Source organism: Pseudomonas rhizophila, assembly GCF_003033885.1.
Lineage (GTDB): Bacteria > Pseudomonadota > Gammaproteobacteria > Pseudomonadales > Pseudomonadaceae > Aquipseudomonas > Aquipseudomonas rhizophila.
The window spans coordinates 109,844-135,716 of record NZ_CP024081.1 but is presented as its reverse complement, the minus strand read 5'-3'; the positions used below and the strand labels follow the sequence as shown (position 1 = coordinate 135,716).

The following is a 25,873-nucleotide window of genomic DNA, read 5'->3' as shown; positions in this document are numbered from 1 at the left end:
ATATGACCCTGTGGGAGCAAGGCTCGCCCGCGATGAAAGCGATGCTGTCTTTCAGAGACCGAGGTGCCTGTTTCGCGAGCAAGCTTTGCTCCCACAAAGCTGAAATCCTCTCGCTACAAAAAACAGACCTCAATCAAGCTTCAAGAGCCGCTCAAGAGCCGCTCAAGAGCTCGGCTCAAGAGCGCGGCGCATAGGCAAACACGTCGGCGCGCATTTGGTGGGCGTCCATTCCGGCTTCTACCAAAGCATCGAGCGTGGCATAGATCATGGCCGGCGAACCGCTGGCGTAGACATGCACATCCTTGAGATTGCTGATGTCCTCGCACACAGCTTCGTGAAGCATCCCGCAACGACCTGTCCAGCCGCACAGGTCGCTGACGACTTTGTGCAGATACAGGTTCGGCAGTTTTTTCCACTCATCCCAATGCTCGATTTCATAGAAATCTTCCGGACGCCGCACACCCCAATACAGATGCACCGGGTGCTTGAAACCCGCTGCGCGGCAATGTTCGATCAGGCTGTGCATCTGCGCCATGCCGGTACCGGCGGCAATCAACACCAGTGGGCCCTCCGGCAACTCGGACAAATGGGTGTCGCCAAAGGGCATTTCGATGCGCACATTGGGGTTACGCTGAAGTTGCTCCAACAATGTCTGCGCACTGTTTTCGCGCACTAATACGTGCAATTGCAGCTCGCGCCCCGAATGCGGCGCCGAGGCCAGGGAAAACGCCGATTTCTCGCCATTCTCCCGCTCGATCATCAGGTACTGCCCCGCGTGATAGCGCGGCGGCTTGCCCGCCGGCGCGCGCAGGCGTACTCGCCAGACATCACCGCCCACGTCGGCGCATTCAGTGACCTGGCACGCCAGGCTGCGCACCGGCAACTCGCCCGGTGACAGCACGCCATCCCAGAGCACCACGCAGTCCTCCAGGGGCTCGGCAATGCAGGTGAAAATCTCACCGTGATCGCGCACTTCACCCGCCTGCTCCACGCGGCCTTCCACTAACAGCGCACCACAGACATGGCAGTTGCCATTGCGGCAGCTTTGCGGGCACTCGTAGCCCAGGCGTCGCGCGCCATCGAGAATCCGCTCGGCGGGCCGGATATCCAACACCGCCCCGGAAGGCTGCAAGGTTACACGCATCAATCTATTCCTAACTGATTCCAGATGGCATCGATCCGTTGGGTAACGGCTTCATCCTTGACGATCACCCGGCCCCACTCACGGGTGGTTTCACCGGGCCATTTGTGCGTGGCATCGAGTCCCATCTTCGACCCCAGGCCGGACACCGGCGAGGCAAAGTCGAGGTAATCGATCGGCGTATTCTCGATCATCACCGTGTCACGCTTGGGGTCCATGCGCGTGGTGATGGCCCAGATCACGTCGTTCCAGTCTCGTGCGTTGATATCGTCGTCAGTGACAATAACGAACTTGGTGTACATGAACTGTCGCAAAAACGACCAGACCCCCAGCATGACCCGCTTGGCATGCCCCGGGTACGACTTCTTCATGGTCACCACGGCCATGCGGTAAGAGCAGCCTTCCGGCGGCAGGTAGAAGTCGGTGATCTCGGGAAATTGCTTCTGCAGGATCGGCACGAACACTTCGTTCAGAGCCACCCCGAGAATGGCCGGCTCATCAGGCGGACGGCCAGTGTAGGTACTGTGGTAAATCGGCTTGATCCGATGCGTAATGCGCTCGACGGTGAACACCGGAAAGCTGTCGACTTCATTGTAGTAGCCGGTGTGGTCGCCGTACGGACCTTCATCGGCCATTTCGCCGGGATGGATCACGCCTTCAAGAATAATCTCGGCAGTGGCCGGCACTTGCAGGTCGTTCCCGCGGCATTTCACCAGTTCGGTGCGGTTGCCACGCAACAGCCCGGCGAAAGCATATTCGGAGAGGCTGTCAGGCACTGGCGTGACAGCGCCGAGAATGGTCGCCGGGTCCGCGCCGAGGGCCACGGACACCGGAAACGGTTGCCCAGGATGTTTTTCACACCATTCCCGGTAATCCAGTGCACCGCCACGGTGGCTCAGCCAGCGCATGATGACCTTGTTCCGGCCAATGACCTGCTGACGGTAGATACCGAGGTTCTGACGGTCCTTGTTCGGACCTTTGGTGACGGTCAGGCCCCAGGTAATCAGCGGCCCCACGTCGCCCGGCCAGCAGGTCTGCACCGGCAACATTGCCAGGTCGACATCGTCGCCTTCGATCACCACTTCCTGGCAGATGGCGTCCTTGACGACTTTCGGCGCCATGGAAATGATCTTGCGGAAGATCGGCAGCTTGGACCACGCATCCTTCAGGCCTTTGGGCGGCTCAGGCTCCTTGAGAAACGCCAGCAGCTTGCCGATCTCGCGCAATTCGCTGACGGCTTCGGCGCCCATGCCCAAGGCCACGCGCTCCGGCGTACCGAACAGGTTGCCCAGCACCGGGATGTCATAACCGGTCGGGTTTTCAAACAACAGCGCCGGGCCTTTGGCTCGCAGCGTACGGTCGCAGACCTCGGTCATTTCCAGTACGGGGGACACCGGCACCTGAATGCGCTTGAGTTCGCCGCGCTGTTCCAGACCGCTGATAAAGTCGCGCAAGTCGCGATACTGCATGCAAAAGCCTCATGGTAGCCGTGGCGTTCGGGGGCCCGAGTTTAACGCCGCCCGTTCAAAATAGTGAATGCACGGATAGCAAAAAGCCGGGTTTCCCCGGCTTTGCTGCCCTGCCTGATCGATTACTTGCGTTTCATCGACAGGAAGAACTCATCGTTGGTCTTGGTCTGCTTCAACTTGTCGACCAAAAACTCGATGGCAGCGACTTCATCCATAGGATGCAGGAGCTTGCGCAGGATCCACATACGCTGCAGCTCGTCGTCGGCGGTCAGCAACTCTTCGCGGCGGGTGCCGGAACGGTTGATGTTGATGGCCGGGAAGACGCGCTTTTCAGCGATCTTGCGATCCAGAGGCAGTTCCATGTTACCGGTGCCTTTGAATTCCTCGTAGATCACTTCGTCCATCTTCGAGCCGGTTTCAACCAGCGCGGTGGCGATGATGGTCAGCGAGCCGCCTTCTTCGATGTTGCGCGCGGCGCCGAAGAAACGTTTCGGTTTCTCCAGGGCGTGGGCATCGACACCACCGGTCAGCACCTTGCCGGAGCTCGGGATCACGGTGTTGTAGGCACGGGCCAGACGGGTGATGGAATCCAACAGGATCACCACGTCTTTCTTGTGTTCGACCAGGCGCTTGGCCTTCTCGATCACCATTTCGGCAACCTGCACGTGGCGGGTCGGCGGCTCGTCGAACGTCGAGGCAACCACTTCGCCGCGCACGGTGCGCTGCATCTCGGTCACTTCTTCCGGACGCTCGTCGATCAGCAGCACGATCAGATGAACTTCAGGGTTGTTACGAGCGATATTGGCCGCGATGTTCTGCAGCATGATCGTCTTGCCCGCTTTCGGCGGCGCCACGATCAGACCGCGCTGGCCCTTGCCGATAGGTGCGCACAGGTCGATGACCCGGCCGGTGAGGTCTTCGGTGGAACCGTTACCGGCCTCCATCTTCATGCGCACGGTCGGGAACAGCGGGGTCAGGTTCTCGAAGAGAATCTTGTTCTTCGCGTTTTCCGGACGATCGAAGTTGATCGTGTCGACCTTGAGCAGCGCGAAGTAACGCTCGCCTTCCTTCGGAGGGCGGATCTTGCCAACGATGGTGTCACCGGTGCGCAAGTTGAAACGACGGATCTGGCTCGGCGAGACGTAGATATCGTCTGGGCCGGCAAGATAGGAAGCGTCTGCGGAGCGGAGAAAGCCGAAGCCGTCCTGGAGAATCTCCAGCACGCCATCACCGGAGATTTCCTCGCCGCTTTTCGCGTGCTTTTTGAGCAGGGAGAAAATCACGTCCTGCTTGCGCGAACGGGCCATATTTTCTATGCCCATCTGTTCGGCCAATTCGAGCAGTTCGGTAATCGGCTTTTGCTTGAGTTCAGTCAGATTCATATAGGAATGACGTAATCATTTATGGAGGGGGGAAATTAAGCTTTTGGCTTAATGAGGCCGCGCCGCGGAGAAGGCGACAGGATCGCGTACTTATTCGAAAGGAGTGCGTCGGCGACGGCTTGCAGGGGGCAAAGGAGAAACCAGTGCGGGGCCGAATGTAACACCTGGGTTTGCGAGCGTCTAGCCCCGAGTAACGAAAAAAGCCCCGCGATTAGCGGGGCTTTTTCAACAGCATTCGGCGCTTAGATGTTGGCGTCGATGAAAGCAGCCAGTTGCGACTTCGACAGTGCGCCAACCTTGGTGGCTTCGACATTACCGTTCTTGAACAGCATCAGCGTCGGGATACCACGCACGCCATACTTGGGCGGGGTTTCCTGATTCTCGTCGATATTGAGCTTGGCAATGGTCAGCTTGCCAGCGTAGGTGTCAGCGATTTCGTCCAGGACCGGGGCGATCATTTTGCATGGACCGCACCACTCAGCCCAATAGTCGACCAGTACCGCGCCTTCGGCCTTGAGTACGTCAGCCTCGAAGCTAGCGTCGCTAACATGTTTGATCAGATCGCTGCTCATGGAATCTCCGGGATTGTCAGCAAAAAAACGTGGCCCATCATAGCTGCCCTTACCGGGTTCAGGAAGCCGCAGTTGATTGAGTCTCGCTATGGTGTCTGATGTATTTAGGTATGACGCCCGTCATGGGGCAGCCGGGGCCACGAAGGAAATTCCGGTGCGCAGTGCGGCGTTACGTACGTGTTCCTGCATGGCTTTTTGCGCGCCACCCGAAGCGCGACGGGCCAGGGCCCGAAGGATCTTGCGATGCTCCTGCCAGGTCTCCATCGCCCGCTCCGCCCTGATGAACGGCAGTTTCTGGCTCTCCAGGAAGATGTCGGCGCTGGCGGTGAGAATACTCAGCATCGCCTGGTTGCCGCTGGCCTGCAGGATGCGCCGATGGAACTCGAAATCCAGCCGCGCCGCTGCGTCGAAATCCCCTGCCTTGAGCTCCCGACGCATGGCCTCGACGTTGTCCTCCAATGTGTCGAGTTCATCGGCGCTCAACGTCACCGCCGCCAACCCGGCCGCGAAACCCTCCAGGGCATAACGCAACTGGAAGATATCCACCGGCGAAGCCTGGGCCGCGAACGGCCAGCCCGGGGCCAGTTCGCTGCGCGAAACCTCCACCGACGACTGCACGAACACACCCTTGCCCGGCTGTACGCTGATGACGCCCAGCGCACTCAACGATGAAAGCGCTTCACGCAGCGAGGCGCGACTCACCCCCAGTTGCAACGCCAGGTCCCGTTGCGACGGCAGCGCATCCCCAGGAGCGAAGCCTTCATCGACGATCAGTTTACGGATGGCTTGCAGCGCCACTTCGGGCACCGCGCGAGAGATGGAATTCATGGTTTTTCAGACGAACCGGGCCAGTGAGCGACCAGTTGTAAAGCTAAACGCCGCGCCCGGCAAGTCGTGCTCCACTTGGGTTCGGCGGCAAATACCAACGCTCGATAACGGTGCGAAACGCGGCGCAACTGTTCAGACCAGTAAGACCTCATCCCGCCAGTAAAACCGTGGCTTTGGCAGATTAAAAACCAGCTTGGCATGGCCTGTGCTCTGTCCGAACGCAGAAATCACATCACCGATGCGGAGATTCGCCATGATCAAGCGTTACAGCGCCCTGCTTACCGCCCTGTTCGCCAGCCTGATGCTCACTCATCTGCCCGCTCAAGCGGACGGCCTGGAAGACGTGGTCAAGCGTGGCACCCTCAAAGTCGCAGTCCCCCAGGACTTCCCGCCGTTCGGCTCGGTTGGCCCGGACATGAAGCCGCGCGGCCTGGACATCGACACCGCGAAACTGCTGGCCGATCAGCTCAAGGTCAAGCTTGAACTGACCCCCGTCAACAGCACCAACCGCATTCCGTTCCTGACCACCGGCAAGGTTGACCTGGTGATCTCCAGCCTGGGCAAGAACCCCGAGCGTGAAAAAGTCATCGACTTCTCCAGCGCCTACGCGCCGTTCTACCTCGCGGTATTCGGCCCGCCCGACGCCGCCATCAGTGGCCTGGACGACCTCAAGGGCAAGACCATCAGCGTCACCCGCGGCGCCATCGAAGACATCGAGCTGACCAAGGTCGCTCCCCAAGGCGCCACGATCAAACGCTTTGAAGACAACAACTCGACCATCGCCGCCTACCTGGCCGGTCAGGTGGACCTGATCGCCAGCGGCAACGTGGTGATGGTCGCGATCAGCGAACGCAACCCCAAGCGCGTCCCGGCGCTGAAAGTAAAACTCAAGGATTCGCCAGTGTATGTGGGCGTGAACAAGAACGAGCCGGCGCTGCTGGACAAGGTCAACCAGATCCTGGCCACTGCCAAGACCGATGGCAGCCTGGAGAAAAACTCCCAGACCTGGCTCAAGCAGCCGCTGCCGGCCGATCTCTGACCGTCGCCTGAGAGGTTGAGCATGGCTTATCAGTTCGATTTTATGCCGGTGGTGCAGAACACCGAGCTGCTGTTGCGCGGTGCCTTGTTCACCTTGGAGTTGACGGCCATCGGCGCGCTGCTCGGGGTTGGCCTGGGCATCGTCGGTGCCGTGGTGCGGGCGTGGCATATTCGTCCGTTCTCGGCGATCTTCGGCGTGTACGTGGAGCTGATCCGCAACACGCCATTCCTGGTGCAGCTGTTTTTCATTTTCTTCGGCCTGCCGTCCCTGGGCTTGCAGATATCCGAATGGCAGGCAGCGGTACTGGCAATGGTGATCAACCTCGGCGCCTACTCCACCGAGATCATCCGCGCCGGCATCCAGGCCATTCCGCGTGGGCAGCTGGAAGCCGCCGCGGCCCTGGCGATGAGCCGTTTCGAAGCCTTTCGTCATGTGGTGCTGCTGCCGGCGCTGGGCAAGGTCTGGCCGGCCCTGAGCAGCCAGATCATCATCGTGATGCTCGGCTCGGCGGTCTGCTCGCAGATCGCCACTGAAGAGCTGAGCTTTGCCGCCAACTTCATTCAGTCCCGTAATTTCCGCGCGTTCGAAACCTATGCACTGACCACGCTGATCTACTTGTGCATGGCGCTGTTGATCCGCCAGTTCCTGAACTGGGTGGGGCGCCGCTACATTGCCAGGAGCAGCCAATGAGCGATTTCACTTTCTGGGACGTGGTGCGCAACCTGCTCACGGGCCTGCAATGGACCCTGGCATTGTCGCTGGTGGCGTTTATCGGGGGCGGCGTGATCGGCTTGCTGGTGATGGTGCTGCGCATTTCCAAAAGCGCCCTGCCCCGCAATATTGCTCGCACCTACATCGAGCTGTTCCAGGGCACACCGCTGTTGATGCAGCTGTTCCTGGTGTTCTTCGGCATCGCCCTGGCCGGGGTGGAAATCTCGCCGTGGATGGCAGCGGCGATTGCCTTGACGCTGTTTACCAGTGCCTATCTGGCGGAGATCTGGCGTGGCTGCGTCGACGCGATATCCAACGGCCAGTGGGAAGCCTCGGCGAGCCTGGCCCTCAACCCGCTGGAGCAGTTGCGCTACGTGATCCTGCCCCAGGCCTTGCGCATCGCCGTGGCGCCGACCGTGGGGTTTTCGGTGCAAGTGGTCAAGGGCACGGCAGTGACCTCGATCATTGGCTTTACCGAACTGACCAAGACCGGCGGCATGCTCGCCAACGCCACGTTCGAGCCGTTCATGGTGTACGGCCTGGTGGCCCTCGGTTACTTCCTGCTTTGCTACCCCTTGTCCCTCAGTGCGCGCTACCTGGAAAGGAGACTGCATGCCTCTGCTTAGAATTTCCGCCCTGCATAAATACTACGGCGATCACCACGTGCTTAAAGGCATCGACCTGAGCGTCGAGGAAGGCCAGGTCGTGGCGATCATCGGTCGCAGCGGTTCGGGCAAATCCACCCTCTTGCGCACCCTCAATGGTTTGGAGTCGATCAACGACGGCGTGATTGAAGTCGACGGCGAATACCTCGACGCCGGCCGCGCCGATCTGCGCAGCCTGCGGCAGAAAGTCGGGATGGTGTTCCAGCAATTCAACCTGTTCCCGCACCTGACCGTCGGTGAGAACGTGATGCTCGCGCCGCAGGTTGTTCAAAAAGTATCCAAGGCCAAAGCGGCTGAATTGGCACGCCAGATGCTGGAGCGAGTCGGACTCGGGGAGAAATTCGACGCCTTTCCGGACCGCCTGTCCGGCGGCCAGCAACAGAGGGTCGCCATCGCCCGCGCCCTGGCGATGTCGCCAAAAGTACTGCTGTGCGACGAAATCACCTCCGCCCTGGACCCGGAACTGGTCAATGAAGTGCTCGGCGTGGTGCGACAGCTGGCCAAGGACGGCATGACCCTGATCATGGTCACCCACGAGATGCGCTTCGCCCGTGAAGTAGGGGACAAGCTGGTGTTCATGCACCAGGGCAAGGTGCATGAGACGGGGGACCCCAAGGTGCTGTTCGCCGATCCGCAGACGGTGGAACTGGCGAATTTTATCGGGACGGTCGAGTCGGCGACCTGAGGTTCTGCTGCGCCGTTTCTGACCTCATCGCGAGCAGGCTCGCTCCCAGTTCGATCGCGACTCGGTCACTTGTGGGAGCGAGCCTGCTCGCGATTGACGCGAAGCGGTCGCCTTTGCGTTGGCGTAAGCGGTTGATCGTGGCAGGATGGCAAGGTTATCGACCGAGACTTTTTGACCATGCCGCCATCCCAAGCCAAGAATCTGTCCCTGATCGCAGCCATAGACCTGGGCTCCAACAGCTTCCACATGGTCGTCGCCAAGGCCCAGAACGGGGAAATCCGAATTCTTGAGCGGCTCGGCGAGAAGGTCCAACTGGCCGCCGGCATCGACGAAGAGCGCCAGCTGAGCGAGGAATCCATCCAGCGCGGGCTCGATTGCCTCAAGCGGTTCGCCCAACTGATCAACGGCATGCCCCTGGGCGCGGTACGGATCGTGGGCACCAACGCATTGCGCGAGGCGCGCAACCGCGGCGAATTCATCCACCGCGCCGAAGAGATCCTCGGCCATCCGGTGGAAGTCATTTCCGGGCGTGAAGAAGCCCGTCTGATTTACCTCGGTGTCTCCCATACGCTGGCAGACACACCGGGCAAACGCCTAGTGGCGGACATCGGTGGCGGCAGTACCGAATTCATCATTGGCCAGCGCTTCGAGCCGCTGCTGCGCGAAAGCCTGCAAATGGGTTGCGTCAGCTACACCCAGCGTTATTTCCGCGACGGCAAGATCACCCCGGCGCGCTACGCCCAGGCCTATACGGCGGCTCGCCTGGAAATCATGAGCATCGAACATGCCCTGCACCGCCTGACCTGGGATGAAGCCATTGGCTCCTCGGGCACCATTCGCGCCATTGGCCTGGCCCTCAAGGCCGGCGGCCATGGCACTGGCGAGGTCAACGCCGAAGGCCTGGCCTGGCTCAAGCGCAGGCTGTTCAAGCTCGGCGACTCGGACAAAATCGATTTCGAAGGCATCAAGCCTGACCGCCGGGCGATTTTCCCGGCGGGCCTGGCGATCCTCGAAGCGATTTTCGACGCCCTCGAACTGCAACGCATGGACCACTGCGAGGGTGCCCTGCGCGAAGGCGTGCTCTATGACCTACTCGGGCGCCATCACCATGAAGACGTCCGTGAGCGCACCCTGGGCTCGCTCATGGAGCGTTACCACGTCGATCAGGAACAGGCCGCACGGGTCGAACGCAAAGCGCTGCACGCCTTCGACCAGGTGGCCGACGACTGGGATCTGAACGACGGGGTCTGGCGCGAATTGCTGGGCTGGGCCGCCAAGGTGCATGAGGTGGGCCTGGACATCGCCCACTATCACTACCACAAACACGGCGCCTACCTGATCGAGCATTCGGACCTGGCTGGCTTCTCCCGCGAAGACCAGCAGATGCTCGCGCTATTGGTACGTGGCCACCGGCGCAATATTCCCAGGGATAAATTCGCCGAGTTCGGCAATGACGGCATCAAACTGATTCGTCTGTGCGTGCTGCTGCGCTTTGCGATCCTGTTCCACCACATCCGCGGTACCCAGGAAATGCCCCAGGTGATCCTGCGCGCCGACGGAGCTCAACTGGATGTGCTGTTTCCCGAAGGCTGGCTGGAAGAGAACCAACTGACCCAGGCTGACTTCGCCCAGGAAGCCGAATGGCTTACCCGAGTCGGGATTGTGCTGAACATCCACTGATTGCTCACTGGAGTGAGCTGCAATCCCTGTGGCGAGGGAGCTTGCTCCCGCTGGAGGGCGAAGCCCTCCCAAGAATTCAGGGCCGCTTTGCAGCCCAGCGGGAGCAAGCTCCCTCGCCACAAAAGCTAAGCCTGCCTCTACCTCTTAACGAACCGTCAGCAACGGGCTGCCCAAGCGCTCCAGCAATGTCGCCTGGGCGCTGCGGGCATTCTGGTTGCCGGTCGGCGTGTTGCGGATATAGCGACCGTCCGATTGCAGGCTCCAGCTGTGGGTGTTGTCGGTGAGGTAGCTTTCCAGCTCCTTCTTGACCCGCAGGATCAGCTTCTTGCCTTCCACCGGGAAGCAGGTCTCGACGCGCTTGTCGAGGTTGCGCTCCATCCAGTCGGCGCTGGACAGGAACATCTGCTCCTCCCCACCGTTGAGGAAGTAGAACACCCGGGTATGTTCCAGGAAGCGGCCGATGATCGAGCGTACATGGATGTTGTGGGAAACCCCCGGGATACCCGGCCGCAGGCAGCACATGCCGCGCACCACCAGGTCGATGCGCACGCCCGACTGGCTGGCCTTGTACAACGCGCGGATGATCTTCGGATCGGTCAGCGAGTTGAATTTGGCGATGATGTGCGCCGGCTTGCCGTCCAGGGCGAACTGCGTCTCCCGGGCAATCATGTCGAGCATGCCCTTTTTCAAGGTGAACGGCGCGTGCAGCAGTTTTTTCATGCGCAGGGTCTTGCCCATGCCGATCAACTGACTGAACAGCTTGCCGACGTCTTCGCACAAGGCATCGTCGGAGGTCAGCAGACTGTAGTCAGTGTACAGACGGGCGTTGGCGGCGTGATAGTTGCCGGTGCCCAGGTGGGCGTAACGCACGATCTCGCCGGCCTCGCGCCGCAGGATCAGCATCATCTTGGCGTGGGTCTTGAAGCCGACCACACCATAAATCACCACCGCACCGGCCGCTTGCAGACGACTGGCCAGTTGCAGGTTGGACTCTTCATCGAAGCGCGCCCGCAACTCGATCACCGCCGTGACCTCTTTGCCGTTACGCGCCGCGTCCACTAGGGCGTCGACGATTTCCGAGTTGGCGCCGCTGCGATACAGGGTCTGGCGCACCGCCAATACGTGGGGATCCTTGGCCGCCTGGCGCAGCAGGTCGACCACGGGCGTAAACGACTCGAACGGGTGCAGCAGCAGGATGTCCTGCTTGCTGATCACGCTGAAGATGTTCTCGCTGTTTTGCAGCAACTTCGGGATCTGTGGCGTGAACGGCAAATATTGCAGTTCCGGATGGCTGTCCAGACCGGTGATGCTGAACAGTCGGGTCAGGTTGACCGGACCGTTGACCTGATACAGCTCGGTCTCATGCAGGTTGAACTGCTTGAGCAGGTAGTCGGACAGGTGTTTGGGGCAAGTGTCGGCCACTTCCAGGCGCACCGCATCACCGTAGCGGCGCGAGAACAGCTCGCCGCGCAGGGCGCGGGCCAGGTCTTCGACGTCTTCGGTGTCTACCGACAGGTCGGCGTTACGGGTCAGGCGGAACTGGTAGCAACCCTTCACCTTCATGCCCTGGAACAGGTCATCGGCGTGAGCGTGGATCATCGACGACAGGAACACATAATTGTCACCGGGCCCGCCAACGTCTTCAGGCACGCGGATGATGCGCGGCAACAAGCGTGGCGCGGGGATGATCGCCAGGCCGGAATCGCGACCGAAGGCGTCGATGCCTTCGAGCTCGACGATGAAGTTCAGGCTCTTGTTGACCAGCAGCGGGAACGGGTGCGTCGGGTCGAGGCCGATCGGGGTGATAATCGGGGCGATCTCGTCGCGGAAATAGCGGCGCACCCAAGTCTTGAGCTTGGTGTTCCAGTTGCGCCGACGAATGAAGCGAACCTGATGCTTTTCCAGTTCGGGCAACAGAATGTCATTGAGAATCGCGTACTGGCGGTCAACGTGGCCGTGGACCAGCTCGCTGATGCGGGCCAGAGCCTGGTGCGGCTGCAGGCCGTCGGCACCGGCCTGTTCACGGGCGAAGGTGATCTGCTTTTTCAGGCCGGCGACGCGAATCTCGAAGAACTCGTCCAGGTTGCTGGAAAAGATCAGCAGGAACTTGAGCCGCTCCAGCAGCGGGTAGGACTCGTCCAGCGCCTGCTCCAGCACGCGGATGTTGAACTGCAGTTGCGACAGCTCGCGATGGATGTACAGGCTGCTGTCATCCAGGTTGGGAATGACAATCGCAGGGGCCACGGGGGCCTCGGGTACCACCGGCGGCGTAGGCACGGCCTCATGCTCCGGCGGTGTTTCGGCGACCTGCTCGACCACGGGCTGAGCGTCTTTTACGGCAACTTCAGAGAGTCCTTCGGTATTCATCACAAGTTCCTGGGAGGCTATTTCTGCTCTCGTAACAATTGGGCGGCGCGCACAGCAAAGTAAGTCAGGATGCCATCAGCTCCTGCACGTTTGAAAGCGGTCAAGGACTCAAGGATCACTCCTTCGCCCAACCAGCCGTTCTGGATTGCCGCCATGTGCATGGCGTACTCGCCGCTGACCTGATAGACAAAGGTCGGTACTTTGAATTCGTCTTTGACCCGGCAAAGAATGTCGAGGTAAGGCATGCCCGGCTTGACCATGACCATATCAGCCCCTTCTGACAAGTCCGCCGCCACTTCGTGCAAGGCTTCCTCGCTGTTGGCCGGGTCCATCTGATAAGAGGCCTTGTTGGCCTTGCCCAGATTCAGCGCCGAGCCGACCGCATCACGGAACGGGCCGTAATAGGCGCTGGCGTACTTGGCCGAGTAGGCCATGATCCGCACATTGACATGACCGGCCACTTCAAGCGCCTCACGGATCGCCTGGATGCGACCGTCCATCATGTCCGACGGCGCCACCACCTGGGCACCGGCCTCGGCGTGAGACAACGCCTGCCTGACCAGTGCATCGACGGTAATGTCATTCTGCACATAGCCTTCTTCATCGAGAATGCCGTCCTGCCCATGCGTGGTGAACGGGTCCAGCGCCACGTCGGTGATCACGCCCAGTTCCGGGAAACGGGCACGCAGGGCACGGGTCGCGCGCTGGGCAATGCCATCGGGGTTCCAGGCTTCGGCGGCGTCCAGAGACTTGAGCCCGGCAGGTGTGACCGGGAACAGCGCCAGCGCCGGAATACCCAGCTCGACCCACTTGGCGGCTTCTTCAAGCAACAGATCGATGGTCAGGCGCTCTACCCCGGGCATCGATGCCACGGCCTCGCGACGGTTCTCACCGTCCAGCACGAACACCGGCAGGATCAGGTCATCAGTGGTCAGCACGTTTTCACGCACCAGCCGACGAGAGAACTCATCACGGCGATTGCGACGCAGACGGGTAGCGGGGAACAGACGATTGGCGGGGGTAAAGCTCACGGCAGACTCCTGAGCCCGCGCTGACGGGCGAGCGTGACAGTTATAGACGGCCATTATGACGAACAGATGACAGATATGTGCACCTGCGTCCCGTCGTCGCAGTCATTGTCGTTGCAGGAAATGTTCACGTCGAGACACATCTCGATACTTTCCTGAATGTGTCCGAAGGGTTAGGCTGCGCGTTCATTTCGCCAGCACCCAGACAATGCTCCAGCAATTTCTCCATGACTTCGGCTACCTGGCCTTGTTTATCGGCACGTTCTTCGAAGGCGAAACCATCCTCGTGCTCGCAGGCTTCCTGGCGTTCCGTGGCTACATGGACATCAATCTGGTGGTGGTGGTGGCGTTCTGCGGCAGCTACGCGGGCGATCAGTTGTGGTACTTCATGGGGCGCAAGCACGGCCGCAGGCTACTGGCGCGAAAACCTCGCTGGCAGTTGATGGGCGATCGGGCGCTGGAGCACATTCGCCGGCATCCGGACATCTGGGTCCTGAGTTTTCGCTTCGTCTACGGCTTGCGCACAGTCATGCCGGTGGCCATCGGGCTGTCGGGCTATCCGCCGGGCCGCTATCTGTTGCTCAACGGTATCGGCGCGGCGATCTGGGCCACTGCCCTGGCCGCCGCCGCGTACCACTTCGGCGCGGTGCTCGAAGGCATGCTGGGCAGCATCAAGAAATATGAATTGTGGGTACTCGGTGCCCTGCTGGTGCTGGGGTTGTGCCTGTGGCTGCGTCGACGTATCAAGAATGCACGGCTGGCCAGGAAAGTCCTCGAAGCCGAACGGCTGGAGCAAGCCAGGACCCACGAGCCTACGACGCCAGCCGAGTGACCCGGCTGCGACAGCAATACAGCCCGATGCCACTGAGCAGGCTGTAGCTGAGCAACCCAACCCAGGCCACGGGGCTGGCCGGCCACAACCCCACCAGCGGCGCCAGCCACACCAGTGGTAAATTCAGGACCAGCCGCAACAGCTCCAGCCTCAGGGCCCACGGGCGATTCTCCAGGGCCACGCCCAACACAAACAAACCCAGCGCCACCGTGCCCCAACCCAACACCAGGGCAGCAACCGACAGGCTGTTCTCCAGGTTCATCAAGTAACTGCCCAGCGCAATGTAGGTACAGAACTGCAACGCCACGTACCACTGCTGGCGGCCGTCCAGCGGCACCTCGAATTTGCGGAACTGACTCAGGTCCGGCTTGTTCAGCGGGTACCGCGCCGCCACATCCGCCGGACGCCAACCGGTGGGCATAAACCAGATCCGCAGTTTGTCTCGCCAGCGCTCTGCCCGTCGCGCATCCGCCCACAATTGCGCATAGAACTGCAGGTTGGCCCACAACGGATTCCAGCTCGCCAGCGGCGTGGTCACGCCAAAAATCACCGGTTCGTTAGCGTCTTCTTCCTGAAAGGTGCGAAACAGACGGTCCCAAATAATGAACACCCCGCCGTAATTGCGATCCATGTAAAGAGGGTTCTGTGCATGGTGGGCGCGATGATTGGACGGCGTAACGAAACACCACTCCAGCCAGCCGAGCTTGGGGATGTGTTGGGTGTGGACCCAGAACTGATACAGCAGATTCAACGCCGCCACGCTGACGAACACCACCAGCGGCACGCCGGCCACCGCCAGCGGCAGGTAGAAAATCCAGCTCAACACAAACCCGGTGCTGGTCTGGCGCAACGCCGTGGAGAGGTTGTAGTCCTCGCTCTGATGATGGACCGAATGGGCCGCCCAGAGGATGTTGCGCTCATGGCCCATGCGGTGCAGCCAGTAATAACAGAAGTCGTAGAACACGAAAGCCAATACCCAGACCCAGGCCTGGTCGGCAGACAAGTGGATAACGGCCAGGTGTTCCAAGGCAAACGCGTAGGTCACCAACCCCACGCCCTTGGTCAGCAAACCGGTCGTGGTGGAGAGCACGCCGGTGCTCAGGCTGTTGATGGCGTCTGCCACGCGGTAATGGCTCACACCCCGCCAGCGGTCGGCCAGCAACTCGACGGCAATCAGCACAAAGAAAAACGGCACGGCATACAGAATGAAATTCATGACGCAACCCGAGCAGACAAAGCAGGGAGATAGTCGGCAGATTAGGTGTAGCTGCTCGATAACCCTATGGCAACGAGTGACAAATTAGTGGACATTTAACGCCATGAATCTGGAGAAAAGCCCATGAGCAAAAAAGTTGCAGTGATCCTTTCCGGCTGTGGCGTGTATGACGGTGCAGAGATCCAAGAAAGCGTGATCACCTTGCTGCGCCTCGACCAGCGCGGCGCACAGGTGCAGTGTTTCGCCCCCGACATCGCGCAGTTGCAGGTCATCAATCACCTGACCGGCGAGCAGATGCGCGAGAGCCGCAACGTATTGGTGGAGTCCGCCCGGATCGCTCGGGGCAATGTAAAGGATTTGCGCGAAGCCAACGTCGAGGACTTCGACGCGCTGATCGTGCCTGGCGGTTTCGGCGCGGCGAAGAACCTCTCCAACTTTGCCGTCGAAGGCGCGGGCTGCACCGTCCAGCCGGAGGTTCTGGCGCTGACCGAAGCCTTTGCCGAGGCCGGAAAACCGGTGGGGCTGATCTGCATTTCCCCGGCCCTGGCGGCAAAAATCTATGGTCCGGGGGTGACCTGCACCATTGGCACAGATACCGACACTGCCGCCGCCGTCACCAAAATGGGCGGCATCCACGAAGACTGCGCTGTCACCGATATCGTCGAAGACACTGCGCGCAAGCTGGTCAGCACGCCGGCCTACATGCTGGCGCAGAACATCAGCGAAGCGGCTTCGGGGATCAATAAACTGGTGGACCGGGTGCTGGAGTTGACTCACGAGAATGACGAGTAACACCACCCTTCAATGTGGGAGCGAGCCTGCTCGCGATGGCGTCAGTTCAGTTGATGTATCTGTTTGCTGACACACCGTCATCGCGAGCAGGCTCGCTCCCACAAGAGGTCCGAGCAAGACTCAGGAAGTTCGGGCCAAGCGCGTCAGTATCCGATCCAGCGCATTGGCGAACCCTTGCTTGTCCCGCTCGCTGTACGCTGCCGGCCCGCCGCCCATATGGCCCTGCTCACGCAAGTCGGTGAACAGGTTGCGCACCGCCAGCCGATCACCCATGTTCTGCGCATCGAACTCCTTGCCCCGCGGATCCAGTGCCGCAACCCCCTTCTTCACCAGCCGGTCAGCCAACGGTACGTCGCTGCAGATCACCAGCTCACCCGGTACGGCATGCTCCACCAGGTAATCGTCCGCCGCGTCAGGCCCGCTGGGCACCACGATCAGCTTCACGCAGGCCAGGGCCGGCTTGATCTGCGGTTGGCCGGCCACCAGCACCACTTCGAAGCGGCGTTTCAAGGCGAACTTGACCACCAGTTCCTTCGCGGCCTTGGGACAGGCGTCGGCGTCGATCCATACACGCATTGAGTTTTTCCTCTAATTAAAAGCATCGCGGGCAAGCCTTGCTTCCACAGGCGAATACTGACTGTGGGAGCAAGGCTTGCCCGCGATTATGAGCGCAGCGAATGCTGTTCAGGAAACCTGGACCCTACGCTTCTCCGCCACCCGACTGCGCCCGTACAACACCACAATCGCCACGATCGCCACCACTTGGGCGGCCAAGGAATAAGCATCGGCGTGAATGCCCAGCCAGTCGAAATCGAAGAACGCCACCGGACGGGTGCCAAAGATCCCGGCTTCCTGCAGCGCCTTCACGCCATGACCGGCAAAAACCACCGACAGCGCGCAGAGCAATCCGGCATTGATGCTGAAAAACAACGCCAGCGGCAGTTTCGCCGAGCCGCGCAGAATCACCCAGGCCAACCCCACCAACAGCACCAGCGCCGTGGCGCCGCCAGCCAATACGGCATCATGCCCGGCGGGACCGGCTTGCAGCCACAGGGTTTCGTAGAACAGGATCACTTCGAACAGCTCGCGATAGACCGAGAAAAACGCCAGGATCGCAAAACCGAAACGTCCGCCGCCGCCCACCAGACTGCTCTTGATGTAATCCTGCCAGGCCGCCGCGTGACGTCGGTCGTGCATCCACACACCCAGCCACAGCACCATCACACTGGCAAACAAGGCCGTTGCGCCTTCGAGCAATTCGCGCTGGGCGCCGCTGACGTCAATCACATAAGCGGCCAGCCCCCAAGTCGCCAGACCAGCCAGCAGCGCCAGCCCCCAACCGACGTTGACGCTGCGAACCGCTGACTGTTGACCGGTATTGCGCAGGAACGCCAGGATCGCCGCCAGCACCAGAATCGCTTCCAGCCCTTCGCGAAGCAGAATCAGCAAGCCCGAGATGTAGCTCAGCGACCAGCTCAAACCGTCGCCACCCAGCAGATCCGCCGACTCCGTCAGCTTGGCCTTGGCCGCGTCCAGGCGCTGCTCGGCCTGCTCGACCGACAAGCCATCCTGCAACGACTGACGGTAGGCCATCAGCGCTTTTTCAGTGTCCTTACGCACATTGGCATCGACGTTATCCAGCGAACTTTCCACCAGCTCGAAACCTTCCAGGTAAGCCGCTACCGACAAGTCATAGGCTTGGTCGTGATCACCGGCGCGATACGCCGCGATGCTCTTGTCCAGGGTGGTGGCGGTGTAGTCGAGCAACTGCGCCGGGCCACGCTGCACTTGTGGCGGCTGGGCACGCTGGGCACGAAAGGTGGCTGCCGCTTCAGGGCCCTGCGCCGCGAGGATTTCGGTCGGTGTCTGGCGCGCGAGATCAGCGAGGTTGAAGGTCTGTCCGCTTTTAGCGGCCGCCGGGTCGGCGCTGAAGCTGGCGATGTACGTCGCCAGGTCCCAGCGCTGACGGTCGTCGAGCTGATCGGCAAAGGCCGGCATGTCAGTGCCTTCGACGCCCATGCCAAGCGTGTTGTAGATCGCGTAGAGACTCAGATGATCCAGGCGCGCCCCATCGCGCAGGTTGGCGGGTGCAGGCTCCAGGCCGACACCGGCAGGACCGTCGCCGGCCCCGCTGTCACCGTGGCACACCGAGCAATTCTGCGCATATAGCGGCGCACCGCGGGCCGGGTCCGGGGTGATCACCGGCGCCTGACTGACCTCATACGCCACCGCCAGTCTGGCCCCCAGTTGCCGCGCCAGGCGGGCGACCTCATCGCCGTCCTGATGCGCGGTGATGGCGCTGCGCAAGGCGGCGACGCCTTGTGTCAGCTCTGCTTTCTCAGGTTTGGCTGGCAGCGCAACGATCAGCCCTTCCAGGCGCTGGGTAAATTCCAGTTGCTCGCGGTATTCAGACTCGTCGACAACCTTGCCCGCCTGCACCGTCGCCGGATAATCCGCCCCGATGTAATCCAGTAAATGCAGCGCCTGGGGGGCGCCCTCCAGGGTGTCGGCCAATAGATTGGCGCTGCATAGCGCAAACAACGGCAGCGCTAGCCAGGCCAGAAAACGGTACGGGGCAGTCATGAATGACTCTCAGATGGAAATAAGAAGTAACACATTGTTCACTTCCAATGACCTTGACTCAAGGGTTGATGTGTTTCTGAAGCAGATTTCATCGGATCTTCACGCTTGGAAGTGATGTCACAAAAACTGCATTACGAGATTAAAAAGCCATTACATAGCCAACGGCCATGTTTATAATCCCGCCGCCCTCTTATTGTCCGAAGGCATAAAAGCTCCTCCGGTTATGAGGAACCGACAGCGCCCAGCGCTCGTCCGTGGATCGTCCCAGCCCGACCCGCACCCCCGGCTGATACCTCAGGGAAGAAGTATTCATGGCATCCCGTGCCGCTCTTTCGATCGCCCTCGGCGCGATCACCTTGTTGTCTGGCTGCTCTGCGTTTCGCAACTACGACAGCGAATTGGCCCAGACCAATCAGCAACTGGCTTCCGGCAACGTCGACGCGGCGTTGACCCTGCTGGAGAAGAACAACACCAGCCAAGACAAAGACCTGCTGTATTTCTTCGAAAAAGGCGAACTGTTGCGCGCCAAGGGCGACCTGCCCGGCAGTCAGGCTGCCTGGTCCAGCGCCGATCAGCAGGTGGGTCAGTGGGAAGATGCAGTCAAGCTCGACACAGGCAAATATCTGGCACAGTTCGGCAGCTTTCTGGTCAACGATAAAGTTCGACGCTACGAAGGCTATGACTACGAAAAGGTCATGCTGACCACGCAGATGGCCCTGAACCAGCTGGCCGTGAACGACTTCGACGGCGCGCGGATGCAGATCAAGAAAACCCACGAGCGCGAAGCGGTGATTGCCGACCTGCGGGACAAGGAATACCTCAAGCGCGAGGAAGACGCCGAGAAGCAAGGGGTCAAGACCGAGTACAAGGACCTGCAGGGCTACCCGGTGGCCAGCCTCGACGCGCCGGAAGTGATCAGCCTGAAAAACAGCTATCAGAGTGCGTTCAGCCATTACCTGGCCGGGTTCGTCTATGAAGCCTTGGGCGAAAAAGACCTGGCCGCTCCGGGTTATCGCAAAGCCGCCGAACTGCGTCCGAATACGCCGTTGCTGGAGCAGGCATTGATCAACCTCGACAAGCCCGCTGGCAAGAAGGATGAAAGCGACATCCTGATTGTGGTGCAGAGCGGCCTGGCGCCGTCCCGGGACTCGATCCGCATTCCCCTGCCCCTGCCCATCAGCGGCAATGTGGTGATCACGCCACTGTCATTCCCCCTGATCAAGCCTGACACCTCCACCGCCACGTTCACTCAAATCGGTGTCGACGGTCGTCAACTGGACCTGACCCAGCTCAACAGCACCACAGCCATGTCCCGCCGCGCCCTGCGCGACGACATGCCCGGCATCATCCTGCGCACAACCGTGCGCGCGATCACCCGGGGCGTGGCGCAAAAACAGATCAACGAAACCAATCCCCTGGCCGGCCTCGCGGTGGGCCTGACCTCGGCCGTGCTGGAAGGCGCGGACACCCGGACCTGGCGCACCCTGCCGGACTACACCCAAGTGGTGCGTCTGCGCCTGAAAAAAGGTGAACACCACGTCACCTTGCCGAGCGCGGTGGGCGGTTCGGTGGTCAAGGTTACCGTCGATCAGCGTTACCAGGTCATCAGCCTGCGGGCGGTGGGCAATCAGGTCTTCGCCGGTGGCCTGGCCGCCCAGGTGATCCCGAGCACCAACCCGACCGCCGTCGCCAGCATCAAGCAACCTTAAGAACGGAGTCTTGTTCAAATGCGTTTAAAACTGATCACCCTCGGTGTCCTGGCCTTGCTGGCCGGTTGCGCCACCCCTGCGCCGCCGGAGCCGGGCAGCGCCGCCAGCAAAGTCGTGGCCATGGGCAAGCAGAAAAACATCGTGGTCGGCGCCATGCGCGTGGCCCGGGAAAACGGCTACCTGACCGTCAATGTGCAGTTGAGCAACACCAGCTTCAACAACAAGACGATGTACTACCGCTTTGCCTGGTTGGGACCGGAAGGCTTTCCGGTTGCCGAGGAAGAAACCTGGAAAAGCCTGACGCTGTACGGCGAACAAACCAGTTTCCTGCCGGCTATCGCACCGACCCCCAAGGCTGTGGATTTCCGATTGGAAATCAATACGCCTTGAGCCACACACCTGTGGGAGCGAGCTTGCTAGCGATAGCAATGCATCAACCAGCAATGCGCTTGGCTGACAGACCGCTATCGCGAGCAGGCTCGCTCCCACAAAAGGCTCTACTGACTGGCACCACGCGTTAACCCTAATTTTTCAGCTTTCGAGAGCACTCCCATGTTTGTACGCATTTCATCCCTCGCCCTGGCCGCCTTGCTGGTCAGCGGCTGCGCCAACAACTCTCCGGTCCTGGGCAGCAAGAACATCAGCTACGGCGACACCAAGGCCGTGGAAACCGTGACCAACGAATTCGGTTCCACCGATCTGCAAATGATCGCCGAGTCCATGACCCGCTCCCTGGCCCAGTCCGGCATTCTGCAGGGCCGCCCGGTGGTTCAGGTCTATGACGTGAAGAACAAGACCAGCGAGTACATCGACACCCGCGAGATCACCACCAGCATCAAGACCCAATTGATGAAGACCGGTGCGGCACGTTTCGCCAGCGACAACAACGCCATGGACAGCCAGGTTGACCAGCTCAAGCTGCAAAACCAGAGCGGCCTGTACAAGAAAAGCACCGTGGCCAAGACCGGCAACATGATCGCGGCCAAATACCGCCTCGAAGGCTCCATCAGCTCGATCGTCAAGCGCAGCAGCGACTACAAGGACGTCTTCTACAAATTCAGCCTGCAATTGATCGACGTCGAAAGCGGTCTGGCCGAGTGGATGGACGAGAAAGAAATCCGCAAGACCACGGAGCGCTAAGCCATGCGCACATGGATCGGCATCATGGCCCTGGCCTGCGCGTTCGGCGCCCAGGCGGCCCCGAAAGTCGCGGTCACTGACCTGGCGTACCAGCAACGGGTGGAGGAATACATCCACACCGTTTCGGCCCAGAGCAACTTCCAGGCGAACCCCTACAGCGCCAGCGCTTCGTCGAGCTACGACGAGATGGAAGCCACCACCAGCTATATCGAGCAGGGCGAACTGCGCAAGTTCACCGGCGACATCAAGGGCGAAATCCTGCGCAGCGGGATGTTCCAGCTCGTGCAAGGCACGCCCCACACCGCTTCGTCCACGGGCGACGTCTATGACGTGATCAAGCGAATCAAGGCCGGGCACTTCAAGGGCGCCGATTACGTGCTGTTCGGCACCGTATCGGACATCGACTTCACCCGCGACATCAATGAACTGGCCAATACCAACAGCTACTCGGCCGTGCTCGCCTTGACCCTGGTGGCGGACTTCAGCCTGATCAACACCAAAACCTACGAAATCACCTCGGCCTTCACCGCCATGGGTGAAGGCCAGGACACCAAGCTGCTGAATCATCGGGACGTACGCATCAACCTCAACCGCCCGCGAGTCGTGCGCGAGGTGTCCAAGGCCCTGGGTGAGGACGTAGCGCGGCAACTGAGCGAACAACTTGGCGGGCCGAACTACGAACAAGCCGGCGAGCCTGCGCCGCGCAACAACCTGCCACGGGATACCGCGCCGGTCATTTTGCGCTAAGCGGTTCAGCGATTATTTTGTGGCGAGGAAATTTATCCCCGCCACATTGGAACCGTCGGGTTAGACCGAGGCTTTGCGAATTGTCGCCAGCAACCCCGCTGCACCAATGAACAGCCCGGCAAAGGTGCGGTTCATTCGACGCTGCTGTTTCGGAGTGCGCAGCAGGCGCAGGACTTTGGATGCCAGCCCGGTGTACCCGGCCATGACGATGAGGTCGACGCAAACCATGGTCACGCCCAGGATCAGGTATTGCTTGATCAGCGGGGCATGCGGGTCGATGAATTGAGGCAACACCGCAAGCATGAACACCAATGCCTTGGGGTTGCTGATGTTGACCAGAAAACCGCGAAACACCAGCGCCAAAGGCTTGCCGATAGGCCGCACGGCCGCGTCATCACTGAGATCGCCCGGGATGGCTCGCCACTGCTTGACGCCCAGATAAACCAGATAGGCCACACCAAACCACTTGATCGCATAAAACGCGGTCGCCGATGCGGTGAGGACCGCGCCGACACCGGCGGCGACAATCACGATTTGCAACGCCAGACCCAATTGCAGGCCCAGGGCATTCCAGTAGCCGCGCCAGAAACCGTATTGCAGACCGCTGGACATCGATGCGATGGCACCAGCACCCGGTGAAAGACTGATCACCCAGCAAGCGGCGAAAAACGCCAGCCATGTTTCCAGCACCATTGCACACCTCGGCTCAGATTCGTTGAAACCACTAAGCTAATGCGCCGCCGGACGGTTGACCACAGATATTTAACGATCGAGACCCGCTTATTCGACGAACCCGCCGACCGGAAACGCCTCGTTGCCGCGCCAGCGTCGAACTGAACGTTGGAAGAACAGGCTGTTGGGCACTTGCACCATGGAACTGCCCGTACCGAGTTCCTCGGGTTCGATCAAGGTGGTGTAAAGCAGGTTGATGGCCACCACCCGCCCCTTGATGCCGGGCTTGTCGGTGGACTCCACCAGCTCAACTACATCGCCCAGACGAAACGGCCCGACGGTGTAGATCAAAATGGCGCACAACAGATTGGACAGTACGCTCCAGATGGCGAAGAACGCCACCGCCGCCACCGCGACGAACCCCGACAGCGCGGTCCACAGCACCGTGGCCGAGACGCCCAGGCGCTCAAGTACCACCAGCACCGCGCTGCCCATGATCAGCCAGCGCAGCACACCCCGCAGGATGATCACCAACTGGGACGGTAACGGGTAGCGCTCGGCAAGGCCCGTGAGGGCCCGCGCCACGCAACGCTGTGCGATGTAGCCGGCCAGCAGGATCAGCAGTATTTGCACACCGAGCCAGATCGGCTCGACCCACATGACGGGTATCGGCAAAGCCAAGGCTTCCATCAGGACAATGCCTCCAGCTCCGCTTGCAGGTTTTCCAGCAGTTCCAGGGCTTGCATCCACGCCTCCTCAAGCTCCGCTTCCCGAACCTTCAGCCTGGCCTGTTCGGCCAGCAGATCGCGCAACTCATCCTTGCGCGCCGCTTCGTAGAGACCGCTGTCGCCGAGGCTGGTTTCGATCTTTTGCAGTTTTTCATGCAGCTTGCCCAGTTCGACTTCGAGCTTGTCGGCCTCACGCTTGTGAGGCGCCAACTGCTGACGCAATGCGGCGGCGGCCTGGCGCTGGGCTTTCTTGTCGGTCTTGTCCGGGTTAACCGGCGTGGTACTGACCGGTGCGTTGCGCTGACGGTAATCCACCAGCCAACGGGCATAGTCTTCCAGATCACCGTCGAACTCTTCGACCTTGCCGTCGGCCACCAGGAAAAAATTATCCGTGGTGCTCTTGAGCAAATGCCGGTCGTGAGACACCACCAGCACCGCGCCGCTGAATTCCTGCAAGGCCATGGTGAGGGCCAGGCGCATTTCCAGATCGAGGTGGTTGGTCGGTTCGTCGAGCAGCAACAGGTTCGGCCGGCCCCAGGCGATCAATGCCAGCGCCAGGCGAGCCTTTTCACCACCGGAAAAATTCAGTACCGGCTCATCGATGCGCGCACCACGAAAGTCGAAACCACCGAGGAAATCACGCAGGGTCTGCTCGCGTTCGTTCGGTGCCAGACGCTGCAAATGCAGCAGCGGGCTGGCCTTGGCGTCGAGAGAATCGAGCTGATGTTGGGCGAAGTAACCGACCACGGTGTTCTCGCCCCGGGTCAGACGCCCGGCCAGGGGCTCGAGCTCGCCGGAGAGATTCTTGATCAGGGTCGACTTACCAGCACCGTTCGGGCCCAGCAGGCCGATCCGCGCACCAGGGGTCAGCTGCAGCTTGACCTTCTCCAGCACGGTCTTGTCGCCATAGCCCAGACGCGCATCCGACAGGTCGATCAGCGGGCTGGAAATCTTGGTCGATTCGCGGAAAACAAAATCAAACGGTGAATCGACGTGGGCCGCGGACAGTTCTTCCATCCGCTCCAGTGCCTTGATCCGGCTCTGGGCCTGACGGGCCTTGGTGGCCTGGGCCTTGAACCGGGCGATGTAGCTTTCCATGTGCGCACGCTGCGCCTGCTGCTTCTCGTAGGCCTGCTGTTGCTGGGCCAGGCGTTCGGCACGGGCGCGCTCGAATGCGCTGTAGCCGCCACGGTACAAGGTGAGCTTGCGCTGGTCGACATGGGCGACATGATCCACCACCGCGTCGAGGAAATCGCGGTCATGGGAAATCAGCAGCAATGTGCCGGGATAGCTCTTGAGCCAGTCTTCGAGCCAGATGATGGCGTCGAGGTCCAGGTGGTTGGTGGGCTCATCGAGCAGCAGCAGGTCCGAAGGGCACATCAGGGCCTGGGCCAGGTTCAAGCGCATCCGCCAGCCACCGGAGAAATCCCCAACCTGACGGTCCATCTGCTCATTGGTAAACCCAAGGCCTGCCAGCAGTTTGCGTGCGCGGGCATCGGCGGTGTAGCCGTCGGCGCTGTCGAGCTCCGCGTGCAGACGGGCCTGTGCGGCGCCATCGTGTGCCGCCTCGGCCGCCGCCAGGTCGCGCTGGACCTGACGAAGGCGCAGGTCGCCGTCAAGCACGTAGTCCACCGCCAGGCGCTCAAGGGTGTCGACCTCTTGGCGCATGTGGGCGATACGCCAATCGGCGGGCAGCAGGCAATCGCCCGAGTCCGGGTGCAGTTCACCTCGAAGCAGGGCGAACAGGCTCGATTTGCCGGCGCCGTTGGCACCGATGAGGCCAGCTTTGTGGCCGGCGTGCAGGGTCAGCTCGGCGTCTTCTAGCAGACGTTGCGGGCCACGCTGTAAAGTCAGGTTCTGAAGTCGAATCATAATGGCGGCGGAGTC

Annotated in this window: 24 protein-coding genes; 11 read left to right on the top strand and 13 right to left on the bottom strand. The window is 60.8% G+C overall.

The annotated features are described in order from the left end of the window. Nucleotides 1-175: 175 nt before the first annotated feature. The 5 genes from CRX69_RS00620 to CRX69_RS00600 form a co-directional block, all read right to left on the bottom strand. Entirely contained in the window at nucleotides 176-1,144 is a 969-nt protein-coding gene (locus tag CRX69_RS00620) for a CDP-6-deoxy-delta-3,4-glucoseen reductase (RefSeq protein WP_076383063.1), read from the bottom strand. Then, a complete protein-coding gene (gene ubiD, locus CRX69_RS00615) occupies nucleotides 1,144-2,610 on the bottom strand; it encodes a 4-hydroxy-3-polyprenylbenzoate decarboxylase (RefSeq protein WP_039590257.1) in 1,467 nt (488 codons plus the stop codon). The genes CRX69_RS00620 and ubiD overlap by 1 nt, the downstream gene beginning before the upstream one ends. A gap of 122 nt (nucleotides 2,611-2,732) precedes the next feature. Continuing rightward, nucleotides 2,733-3,992 carry a transcription termination factor Rho gene (gene rho / locus CRX69_RS00610; RefSeq protein WP_025216061.1) on the bottom strand — a complete coding sequence of 420 codons (1,260 nt, stop codon included), beginning with the start codon at nucleotides 3,990-3,992 and terminating at the stop codon, nucleotides 2,733-2,735. A 242-nt stretch (nucleotides 3,993-4,234) separates the two neighbouring features. Continuing rightward, nucleotides 4,235-4,564 carry a thioredoxin TrxA gene (gene trxA / locus CRX69_RS00605; protein WP_047226095.1) on the bottom strand — a complete coding sequence of 110 codons (330 nt, stop codon included), beginning with the start codon at nucleotides 4,562-4,564 and terminating at the stop codon, nucleotides 4,235-4,237. 120 nt (nucleotides 4,565-4,684) lie between these two features. Further along, nucleotides 4,685-5,392 (bottom strand): FadR/GntR family transcriptional regulator, encoded by a 708-nt coding sequence (locus CRX69_RS00600; RefSeq protein ID WP_047226096.1) that lies wholly within the window; start codon nucleotides 5,390-5,392, stop codon nucleotides 4,685-4,687. Between the two features lie 253 nt (nucleotides 5,393-5,645). On the opposite strand from CRX69_RS00600, the gene CRX69_RS00595 reads away from it, so the two are divergent. The 5 genes from CRX69_RS00595 to ppx all read left to right on the top strand — a co-directional run bounded on the left by CRX69_RS00595 (nucleotide 5,646) and on the right by ppx (nucleotide 10,172). Continuing rightward, complete coding sequence (locus tag CRX69_RS00595; protein ID WP_107321377.1) at nucleotides 5,646-6,431, top strand: transporter substrate-binding domain-containing protein; 786 nt, start codon at nucleotides 5,646-5,648, stop codon at nucleotides 6,429-6,431. A gap of 21 nt (nucleotides 6,432-6,452) precedes the next feature. Beyond that, nucleotides 6,453-7,121, top strand: coding sequence for an amino acid ABC transporter permease (locus CRX69_RS00590; RefSeq protein ID WP_047226098.1), 669 nt, complete (start codon nucleotides 6,453-6,455; stop codon nucleotides 7,119-7,121). Beyond that, on the top strand, nucleotides 7,118-7,768 hold the full coding sequence (locus tag CRX69_RS00585) for an amino acid ABC transporter permease (protein WP_107321376.1): 651 nt from the start codon (nucleotides 7,118-7,120) through the stop codon (nucleotides 7,766-7,768). The genes CRX69_RS00590 and CRX69_RS00585 overlap by 4 nt, the downstream gene beginning before the upstream one ends. Then, nucleotides 7,755-8,492, top strand: a complete 738-nt coding sequence (locus tag CRX69_RS00580) for an amino acid ABC transporter ATP-binding protein (RefSeq protein WP_047226100.1) — start codon at nucleotides 7,755-7,757, stop codon at nucleotides 8,490-8,492. The genes CRX69_RS00585 and CRX69_RS00580 overlap by 14 nt, the downstream gene beginning before the upstream one ends. Before the next feature lie 177 nt (nucleotides 8,493-8,669). Then, on the top strand, nucleotides 8,670-10,172 hold the full coding sequence (gene ppx, locus CRX69_RS00575; RefSeq protein WP_107321375.1) for an exopolyphosphatase: 1,503 nt from the start codon (nucleotides 8,670-8,672) through the stop codon (nucleotides 10,170-10,172). 144 nt (nucleotides 10,173-10,316) lie between these two features. Here the strand turns inward: ppx and ppk1 are convergent, their stop codons facing one another. Together ppk1 and hemB are read right to left on the bottom strand one after the other, a co-directional pair. After that, nucleotides 10,317-12,539, bottom strand: a complete 2,223-nt coding sequence (gene ppk1, locus CRX69_RS00570; RefSeq protein WP_076383067.1) for a polyphosphate kinase 1 — start codon at nucleotides 12,537-12,539, stop codon at nucleotides 10,317-10,319. A gap of 17 nt (nucleotides 12,540-12,556) precedes the next feature. Beyond that, nucleotides 12,557-13,570, bottom strand: coding sequence for a porphobilinogen synthase (hemB, locus tag CRX69_RS00565; protein ID WP_047226103.1), 1,014 nt, complete (start codon nucleotides 13,568-13,570; stop codon nucleotides 12,557-12,559). Nucleotides 13,571-13,775: 205 nt separating this feature from the next. Between hemB and CRX69_RS00560 the strand changes: the two genes are divergently transcribed. Continuing rightward, a complete protein-coding gene (locus CRX69_RS00560; protein WP_047226104.1) occupies nucleotides 13,776-14,399 on the top strand; it encodes a DedA family protein in 624 nt (207 codons plus the stop codon). Here CRX69_RS00560 and CRX69_RS00555 read toward each other — a convergent pair. Further along, nucleotides 14,380-15,615: a sterol desaturase family protein gene (locus CRX69_RS00555; RefSeq protein WP_047226105.1), complete on the bottom strand. Its 1,236-nt coding sequence runs from the start codon at nucleotides 15,613-15,615 to the stop codon at nucleotides 14,380-14,382. The genes CRX69_RS00560 and CRX69_RS00555 overlap by 20 nt on opposite strands. 123 nt (nucleotides 15,616-15,738) lie before the next feature. On the opposite strand from CRX69_RS00555, the gene elbB reads away from it, so the two are divergent. Continuing rightward, on the top strand, nucleotides 15,739-16,407 hold the full coding sequence (gene elbB, locus CRX69_RS00550) for an isoprenoid biosynthesis glyoxalase ElbB (protein WP_107321374.1): 669 nt from the start codon (nucleotides 15,739-15,741) through the stop codon (nucleotides 16,405-16,407). Nucleotides 16,408-16,527: 120 nt separating this feature from the next. Here elbB and CRX69_RS00545 read toward each other — a convergent pair whose 3' ends face one another. Together CRX69_RS00545 and CRX69_RS00540 are read right to left on the bottom strand one after the other, a co-directional pair. Next, the gene (locus tag CRX69_RS00545; RefSeq protein WP_047226107.1) at nucleotides 16,528-16,983 is read right to left on the bottom strand and encodes a YaiI/YqxD family protein; all 456 of its coding nucleotides are present in this window, start codon (nucleotides 16,981-16,983) and stop codon (nucleotides 16,528-16,530) included. A gap of 108 nt (nucleotides 16,984-17,091) precedes the next feature. Then, nucleotides 17,092-18,990 carry an FTR1 family protein gene (locus CRX69_RS00540; protein ID WP_107321373.1) on the bottom strand — a complete coding sequence of 633 codons (1,899 nt, stop codon included), beginning with the start codon at nucleotides 18,988-18,990 and terminating at the stop codon, nucleotides 17,092-17,094. Between the two features lie 311 nt (nucleotides 18,991-19,301). On the opposite strand from CRX69_RS00540, the gene CRX69_RS00535 reads away from it, so the two are divergent. The 4 genes from CRX69_RS00535 to CRX69_RS00520 all read left to right on the top strand — a co-directional run bounded on the left by CRX69_RS00535 (nucleotide 19,302) and on the right by CRX69_RS00520 (nucleotide 22,586). After that, nucleotides 19,302-20,699: a COG3014 family protein gene (locus tag CRX69_RS00535; RefSeq protein ID WP_047226109.1), complete on the top strand. Its 1,398-nt coding sequence runs from the start codon at nucleotides 19,302-19,304 to the stop codon at nucleotides 20,697-20,699. A gap of 18 nt (nucleotides 20,700-20,717) precedes the next feature. Further along, on the top strand, nucleotides 20,718-21,089 hold the full coding sequence (locus CRX69_RS00530) for a YcfL family putative periplasmic lipoprotein (protein WP_047226110.1): 372 nt from the start codon (nucleotides 20,718-20,720) through the stop codon (nucleotides 21,087-21,089). A 162-nt stretch (nucleotides 21,090-21,251) separates the two neighbouring features. Next, entirely contained in the window at nucleotides 21,252-21,839 is a 588-nt protein-coding gene (gene lpoB, locus CRX69_RS00525; RefSeq protein ID WP_047226111.1) for a penicillin-binding protein activator LpoB, read from the top strand. A 3-nt stretch (nucleotides 21,840-21,842) separates the two neighbouring features. Continuing rightward, complete coding sequence (locus CRX69_RS00520) at nucleotides 21,843-22,586, top strand: hypothetical protein (protein ID WP_047226112.1); 744 nt, start codon at nucleotides 21,843-21,845, stop codon at nucleotides 22,584-22,586. Nucleotides 22,587-22,646: 60 nt separating this feature from the next. Here the strand turns inward: CRX69_RS00520 and rhtB are convergent, their stop codons facing one another. The 3 genes from rhtB to CRX69_RS00505 all read right to left on the bottom strand — a co-directional run bounded on the left by rhtB (nucleotide 22,647) and on the right by CRX69_RS00505 (nucleotide 25,858). Continuing rightward, complete coding sequence (gene rhtB / locus CRX69_RS00515; protein ID WP_047226113.1) at nucleotides 22,647-23,279, bottom strand: homoserine/homoserine lactone efflux protein; 633 nt, start codon at nucleotides 23,277-23,279, stop codon at nucleotides 22,647-22,649. 87 nt (nucleotides 23,280-23,366) lie between these two features. Further along, complete coding sequence (locus CRX69_RS00510) at nucleotides 23,367-23,948, bottom strand: mechanosensitive ion channel family protein (protein ID WP_047226114.1); 582 nt, start codon at nucleotides 23,946-23,948, stop codon at nucleotides 23,367-23,369. Continuing rightward, complete coding sequence (locus CRX69_RS00505; RefSeq protein ID WP_047226115.1) at nucleotides 23,948-25,858, bottom strand: ATP-binding cassette domain-containing protein; 1,911 nt, start codon at nucleotides 25,856-25,858, stop codon at nucleotides 23,948-23,950. Before CRX69_RS00505 ends, CRX69_RS00510 begins: the two co-directional genes overlap by 1 nt. Nucleotides 25,859-25,873: the final 15 nt, after the last annotated feature.